The following is a 7,238-nucleotide window of genomic DNA, read 5'->3' as shown; positions in this document are numbered from 1 at the left end:
GTAATCTTTGGCGATTTCGGTCGTCGTCAGCAACGAGTCTGACTGCAACACGATGTCGTAGTAGGAAATCTTCGGGGCAGCCTCAAGCAAGGCTTGTTCGGCGGCCAGCCGCTTGGCTCGCTCGGCCCGCAGCTGCACGATCGCCCGCTCGAGAAACTCGTCGTTGGCCAGGAGGTCGTCGATCGCGTACATGCCGTGGCGGCGGATTGTCGGCAACACCACATCAACCACCCAAACCTCGAACTGCTGCGCGGCCGGGAGCTTGGAGGACATGATGAGCCGGTACAGGTCACCCTCGGTAATGAACCTGACCTGCTGGATACCACCAGCGGTATCCAGGGGGTAACGAAACGGAACCCCCTTGCAGTGATCTTGAATAGCCTTGTTGGGGTTGGCATATCCGAGTGCAGTGGCGACGTCCCGGCCACAGAAATAGACCGCGCCCTCCTGCTCGACGGTGCGGATCGTTCCAAAGGCATCATTCGTGAATGCCTGGAGAGTATTGGCAGCCATGATCGGCTCCTTCCTAGGAAGCCGAGATGGACATGCGACAGAGTATGTGGCTTCCTACCAGGAGGGCTTCGAGCAGGCTGGATTTATAACCACACACCGAAAACTGGGTTGGCGCGGCTCTGAGCTGTGACATAACCTGGATGGCAACATGACCGGTTCCGCTACCCGCCCAGGTGGGAGTCCAGGGTCGGTCTTCGTTGTTCTCAACCAAGGTCACCGGGGTGTTGGAGCCGCAACCGCAACCTGCGCCTGCGGAATCATCTTCCAGTTGACTCCCGGAGTATCGATCGAGCTATACTTGACTCAATCGTTCAGCCCGCCTCGACTTCGGTCGGGAGTGGGCTGGATCTTTATTCAGGGTCGGAGGCAACATATTGAGCAAGCCGGTAAAACAAGCAGCGACAATCGCTCAACACATCGATCTGCTACGTTCTCGCGGTATGCAAGTCGATACCGACGTCGCATCCCAATGGCTTAGTTTCGTCAGCTATTACCGGCTATCAGCGTATTGGTATCCTGCCCGACACGTCTCGGCACACGACGTACGCCAAGATACGTTCACACTGGGCACTCGTTTCAGTGATGCTGTTGCGCTTTACGAAGCAGATCGCAAACTACGTGCACTTGTACATGACGGAATGGAACGCGTCGAAATTGCGATGCGCACCCGCATAGGGGAAGCGCTGACCGCAACCGACCCACTTGCTTACACCGATCCGCAACGGTTTCGCCCGACGTTTAACCACAAGAAATGGATGACGACACTCGACAAACGCATCAACCGTGCAGGCAGAAACAATGAAGCAATCAAGCATTACCGAGACTCCTACGACAGCCAATACCCGTTTTGGGTACTAGCTGAGGTGCTCGATTTCGCTGACATTTCACGCCTTTACGAATGATTACCGGCATCTGACCAGCGAAAAATCGCCGAGGACATGGGACTCGTCATCGACTTGACAGCACTGTCGAAAAACCAGCAACGCAAAACCAAACTCCAATCACCGCTCGTGCGATGGATGGAACAACTGACTATCGTCCGTAACTTCTGTGCACACCACGCTAGGCTGTGGAACAAATCCTTCGCCCCGGCACCGACGGCAGCATTACGAACGCTCCCGCAATTCGCGTCGCTGCCCCTCGGGCAAAGCGGACAAATTTTCGGTGTCCTCACTGTTATGGCGGGTCTCATCCGCGTCACATCGCCAGGAACAACCTGGCCAAACAAAATCAGCAGCCTCATTAACAACGAGTTCTTAGCAAACCCTCTTGTCAACCCCACCAGTTTGGGCCTACCAGAAAACTGGAATCACAGCTTCTAACTGCTAATCCTTACGATAAAAGTCGCACTCATACCCATCAGCTGCGAGCGGCAACCCCGCCGCCCACTCGGGCACGGTGGCCATGAGGACACAGATTTCCTCGACGCTGGCGGTGGTGGTTTCGGTGACGATCTCGTCGTGGACGTGCATCACGATCCGGTGCCCAGCCAGGCTTACCTGGCGCATGCCGTATACGAGCAGGTCGCGGGCGATGGCCTGGACGATGTTCTCGGTGAGCTTTCCGCCATAGGTCTCCAGAGTGCCCCATTTCCGTCCGGTCACGGTGCCGTCGTAGAGGATCGAGGTGCCACCGAAGCGGTTCTCCCCCAACCTCGGTTTCACATAGGCGAGCCTGCGCCCGGACGGCAGCTCAATGAAGAGAATCCCGGACTCCACCGAGAACGTCAGCGGCCCGACACGAGTCGGTTGACGGGTAGAGATCGTGTCGATCGCGGCGGAATTGATCTGCGCCCAGAGGTCGACGATGTTGGGGTTGGCTGCCCGCCAGGCATCCACCAATGGCTGCAACTCGCTCTCAGCTAGCCCCATCTGCAGGGCACCCATAGCTTTCAGCGCACCGACACCGCCTTGATAACCACACGCGAGAACTGCGATCTTACCTTTCTGCCGCAGCTCACTGTTCGCCCCGTGTTTGGTGACGGGGACGCCGAACATCCGGCTGGCGGTCTCGCAGTACAGATCCTTGCCCTCCTCAAACGCTTTGAGGGTGGTGGTTTCTCCGGCGAGCCACGCGATCACCCGGGCTTCGATCGCCGAAAAATCAGCAACCACGAACCGGTTCCCCGGCGCGGGGATGAAGGCGGTACGGATCAACTGGGACAGCGTGTCAGGCACCGACGGATACAGCAGCCCAATTGCCTCGAAGTTTCCCGTCCGCACGAGCGCGCGGGCCTCATCGAGGTCTAGGAGGTAGTTGCGGGGCAGGTTCTGGACCTGCACCAAGCGGCCTGCGAATCGGCCCGTCCGTCCCGCGCCGTAAAACTGAAGCAGCCCGCGTCCACGCCCATCACGCCCGGCGACGTGTTGCATCGCCTCCTACTTCTTGACTGAGGATTTGGCGAGTTCGCCGCGCAGCTCCAACGCCTCACGCACATCACCCGTAGCGGTGTCGAGTGCAGCGACGACTTCGGTCTTGGCCAGTGAGGTCATGTGGCAGCCGTGTGTGGCGAGCCATCCTTTGAGTTGGATCGGCGAGTTTGGATTCTCCAACCCCGTGAGCTCTTGGGCTCTAGCGAGGGTGGCGGCGCGGTGTTGGCGGTCGCAAGCCACCGCGTTATCCACCAACTGGGTGTCGAGCAAGATCCCGGTGTCATTAATCTGCTGGTCTAAGGCGTAGGTGTCCCATTCGCTCTCAGGCATCGAAAAAGCAGCGAGGCGTTCGTGGATCGCGAGTTCGACCTCAACGTCGCGGCGGTTATAGGCGGTGAATGCTTCCCACCCGGCAGGATCCGATGATGGCGGGTTCCGAGTTGCTCCGCCATTTAACACCGTAGGCTTCGCGGGAGTGCAGAATTGGGTGATGAGCTTCTTACCCCTGGAGTTCTTCTGCACGGGAAGGCTCAGCACGGTTGCGACTTGTTCGAGGCTCATCGGCAACCCGAGGTAGGCTGACAACACCATGGTGCAACGCCACTGCCCGGGATCCAGAAACCTCCGGCCAGCCAGCAGTTTTGGGTGGTGGCGGTGGAGCCAGGCTGAGAGGCAGACGCGCTCGAAGGCCGCGTTGAACGCCCACTTCACCACGCCCGGATCCACCAGCGCCTCCACCACCTCCCCCGGCAGCGACTCGCCTGACGCCAGATCAACCACCTGGACGGGGCCACCGTCGATGGAGTAGCCGAACAAGAGAATGTCGAAGTCAGGGTGTTCGGCATAGGGGTAAACCCCGGATTTGCTGAGGTTAACAGGGCTAAAGGTCTCGATGTCAATGAACAGTTCACGCACGGTATCGGCTCCACAATGGGTTAAGGGCCGGGAGAACACCCGAGATTGATGGATGTTCTCCCGGCCAGGGGATTGGTAGTTATGGGTTGGTGGGCGTGCGGTACTGCTCGCGCTCAGCCTCGGTGTCAGCCATGAGCTGGTCGATGCGCTCGCGGTCTTTACGGATCTCGCGCTTCTCTCTGAGCCAGTGGAAGAACCACGCACCCCAGAACGGAATGACCACATACACCAGTACGGCCAAAGTGATGGCGTTGAAAACGTCCCACATCATGAGGATCACGCTTCCTTCCCTGGCTAGTTGAGGAAGTCGTCGCTGGCAGCGAAGGCGCCGAAGTCGTCTTCAGCGGAGATGCGGTTGCCGCCGAGGGGTTCGCCGTCGCGGAGCTTTTGGATGTTGCCCAGCCCGCACGCGACACCCTTGTTCCCGTTCGTGTTAAACGCATAGAAGGAAACGCTCACGCGGGCATAGCAGCCCGAGTACACTTCCGACGCGTCGAGGATCGGCTGCAGATCAGCATCGACGACTTGGGGTGGTGTGGTGGAGTTGGCATTGACAAACATCGCGCCCGCATACGCCGCATCGTCACGATCGATATCCCCATCACGCAGCGGGAGTTTAAGGGCAGCCTTATTGGGTTTCTTGCCACCGAACTTGCCAATACCAGCCTCGATCGCCGCATCAATCGCCCGCTCAATCTTGGTAATCGTGTCGGTGTCGGACTTCGGGATGATCAAAGACACGGAGTACTTCGGCTTACCGCCCTGAATACTCTTGGCTTCGAAAATGTTGGCATACGAGAGGCGGACTTCGCCGGTGACCACACGGGTCGGATTCGCTGTAGACATCTTGTCTTACCTTCTTTCTATTGGTTACTTTGTTGAAATTGGAGTGAATTCGCCTGCCGGTGACTGGATCTCCAGCGCGGGCCTCTTGTCGGAGTCAGGAACCAGGGCAGGTTTGCCTGCTGGTTTGACCACGAGATCCCTGAGCAGTTCGGCGAACCGTTTCTTACCGAGCTGCTTCTCGAGAGCAGTGATGGTTTTCAGCTTTCGCTCCCACACATCAACACCAGCGGCTTCGGCTGTCTTGGCGACTGCCGTTTCGTTGGTATATTTGCGTATCGAGCGGCCTCCGACGAGCTTGAAACCCACCCACTGTTTGCCTTGATTGACCGCAAGCGACAGAGCATAGGCTTCGACATCAGCAGCCCACGCCTTCAACTGAGGCAGTCTGGCAAGCACGTCGGCGATTTCGTCATCGTCGAGCTGCGCTGGTGGAGCGAACTCACACCTAGCCAGCGCAAGGTTCGCCTCCGCTCTGGCTCGGCAGGTGGCAGCAAGTTTGCAGAACCGGCACCACTCACCCGCTGCGAAGTCGCCATCCCCGATGGCTGCCAATGCAGCTGTCGGTTTCACAACCTGTTCCGCCCATGTCTCCAACTCCGCTACTGGCACCTGCCAGGTGGAGATGTTGCTCCTGCGGGGCTGGTAGATGGTGACCGCCACTTCGTCGATGTCATAGAGCGACCCGAACGCGTTCAGCGCACCGAGTGCGTAGAGCATCAACTGCGGGTTACGTTCGGCCTCCACCAAGACCCCTTGCCCGTATTTGAGGTCGATGATCTGGAGTATTGGTTCGGCGATGATCACGGCATCCCCGGTCCCAAACCCACCCGGCACCACATGCGAGAAATCCAGGCGCTGCTCGATGAGCACAGTCGGATCCGCGCACGTGGCACGCGCGTCCCGCAGCCGCTCCTGGATGAAGGCCACGTAGTCGTCCGTGAGCGCTTCCATTTCGGCATCGATCCAGTCCGAGACCGGCTTGATCGTTGGTGCGTCGTGGAGTGCGCGGCGTAGCTTCCACTCCGCTAACGCGTGCGCGACCGTGCCCTGCTCGGCGGCCGCCGACGAGGACTCCGGGAGCCCTGCCTCCAGTACGGCTGAGGGCGGGCAGGAAAGCCACCGGTGCGCACCAGAAGCACTAAGCATGGCGTGTTGGTCAGGCATCGGTCATCGCCTCCGCCCGTGACAGCAACCACCCGTATTTGGCTGGATCGACCTCAGACAGCTTGGCTGCGCCAGCCGCTTGGATCAGTTCGCGTACCTTGGCGGTGTGGCCTGCCTGCGAGAGGCGGGCGAGGACGGCGCGCACTTGTTCCAGCGACACCGGCTCAGACTCCGGCTCCTCAGCCTTCGCGGGCTCTGGATCGGGTACCCGGTTCCCTGGCTGGTGGGTCGCCTCGTAGTCCTCGGCGGCCTCCTCGAGTGCTGGCTGAGCCAACTGGGCAGCTGCGATCGGACGCGCGCCCGGCATGCCTGCGTGGTCTTCGAAACTTTCCCAAGCGGCCTCTTCGATCGCCTGGGCGAGCATCGCCGCACCCTCAGCAACACGGTTCAACGCACTGATATAGCGGTTCGCTTCGGTGACGTTCATTCCCGATCACCACCCGTGGTGACGCCGACCGCGCGAGCGAGCGCCATAGGGTCGTCATCGAGGTTGTTGGTGTTGGTGATGGTGACCTGGTCGACGCTGTCGCCTGGAACGATCACCGTGACCGTCGTCGTCTCGCCGAGAATGAGCCTGGCGAGACGTTCTCGGAGCGTGACCTTACGCAGTCCCACGACCTTCTCGCGGTTCGCAGTGCCTGCGAGGTCACAATATAGATGGTGGCCCATGAGCCTTCCTTCCCTCACGCAAGACCCGGTGCCGGAACTGGCTGGGATGGCCTTGCTATAGGGAAGGCTTCGAGGGGCCGTGAAATATAACCGTCTCATGACAACAACTCCCGCAGCCGCGCCTCCGCCTTACGCAGCCGCTTCACGACCGCAGGCTGCGACACCCCCAATACGCGCGCGACTTGGGTTTGGGTCATGCCGCGCATATGAATCCCGACCAACACGACGCGATCCTCGACATCGAGCTTGGCCAGCGCTTCACGCACCATCACCCGGGTCGCCCACGCCTCTGCCGGATCGTCCCCCTCACCAGAAGGCGCGACCTCGACGATCGACACGTCGGTGTCGTCATCGCGGGCGGTTACTGACCGGTAACGGATGTGACGAAGATGCTTCTTCGCACAGTTGTAGTCCTGCTTCGACAGCTCATCAGCAATCTCGCTGACACTGCGCGGCTCCACGTTCGCGTCATCGTCCGCGTCGCGACAACGCAAAGCCAGGTCGCGTTCGACCATGACCTGTGCTTCGCTGGCCGTGATGACAAAGGTGGCGGTGGTGGTGGGATAGCGTTCGCTGATCTCCTCAGTGCGCTCGTGCTTGAGCGCGATAGTGATTGTTTTCGGCTCGGTAGCCATGGGGCTTCCCTTCTGGTGAAGGGAGACCCGTTCGAGAACTGGTGTTGGCTACTGGTGGATCGCGGCTGAGACGAAAGGGGCGGACAGCCCGCTGAGGGGCTGCCCGCCAGGTGCGTCTCGAACG

7 protein-coding genes and 2 pseudogenes are annotated in these 7,238 nt (G+C 59.9%); 1 reads left to right on the top strand and 8 read right to left on the bottom strand.

Annotation, left to right across the window (positions count from 1 at the left end; genetic code table 11):
- The coding region (locus SPI05_RS03905) for a BRO family protein (protein WP_321076345.1) at positions 1 to 513 on the bottom strand (513 nt) is incomplete at its 3' end.
- Positions 514 to 953: 440 nt separating this feature from the next.
- Between SPI05_RS03905 and SPI05_RS03900 the strand changes: the two are divergent.
- Positions 954 to 1,835: pseudogene (locus tag SPI05_RS03900) on the top strand (Abi family protein).
- Between the two features lie 3 nt (positions 1,836 to 1,838).
- On the opposite strand, the pseudogene SPI05_RS03895 reads toward SPI05_RS03900, so the two are convergent.
- The 7 genes and pseudogenes from SPI05_RS03895 to SPI05_RS03865 form a co-directional block, all read right to left on the bottom strand.
- Positions 1,839 to 3,800 (bottom strand): annotated as a pseudogene (locus SPI05_RS03895) (DNA polymerase).
- A gap of 79 nt (positions 3,801 to 3,879) precedes the next feature.
- Entirely contained in the window at positions 3,880 to 4,071 is a 192-nt protein-coding gene (locus SPI05_RS03890) for a hypothetical protein (protein ID WP_321076343.1), read from the bottom strand.
- A 23-nt stretch (positions 4,072 to 4,094) separates the two neighbouring features.
- The gene (locus tag SPI05_RS03885; protein WP_321076341.1) at positions 4,095 to 4,646 is read right to left on the bottom strand and encodes a DUF2815 family protein; all 552 of its coding nucleotides are present in this window, start codon (positions 4,644 to 4,646) and stop codon (positions 4,095 to 4,097) included.
- A gap of 24 nt (positions 4,647 to 4,670) precedes the next feature.
- The gene (locus SPI05_RS03880; protein ID WP_321076340.1) at positions 4,671 to 5,810 is read right to left on the bottom strand and encodes a DUF2800 domain-containing protein; all 1,140 of its coding nucleotides are present in this window, start codon (positions 5,808 to 5,810) and stop codon (positions 4,671 to 4,673) included.
- The gene (locus SPI05_RS03875; RefSeq protein ID WP_321076339.1) at positions 5,803 to 6,237 is read right to left on the bottom strand and encodes a hypothetical protein; all 435 of its coding nucleotides are present in this window, start codon (positions 6,235 to 6,237) and stop codon (positions 5,803 to 5,805) included. The genes SPI05_RS03880 and SPI05_RS03875 overlap by 8 nt, the downstream gene beginning before the upstream one ends.
- On the bottom strand, positions 6,234 to 6,425 hold the full coding sequence (locus SPI05_RS03870) for a hypothetical protein (RefSeq protein ID WP_321076337.1): 192 nt from the start codon (positions 6,423 to 6,425) through the stop codon (positions 6,234 to 6,236). The genes SPI05_RS03875 and SPI05_RS03870 overlap by 4 nt, the downstream gene beginning before the upstream one ends.
- 149 nt (positions 6,426 to 6,574) lie before the next feature.
- Complete coding sequence (locus SPI05_RS03865) at positions 6,575 to 7,114, bottom strand: sigma-70 family RNA polymerase sigma factor (protein ID WP_321076335.1); 540 nt, start codon at positions 7,112 to 7,114, stop codon at positions 6,575 to 6,577.
- Positions 7,115 to 7,238: the final 124 nt, after the last annotated feature.

It is taken from the genome of Mobiluncus sp. (assembly GCF_034180645.1).
Lineage (GTDB): Bacteria > Actinomycetota > Actinomycetes > Actinomycetales > Actinomycetaceae > Mobiluncus.
The sequence above is the reverse complement of the archived record's forward strand: the minus strand, read 5'-3'. Positions and strand labels throughout refer to the sequence as shown.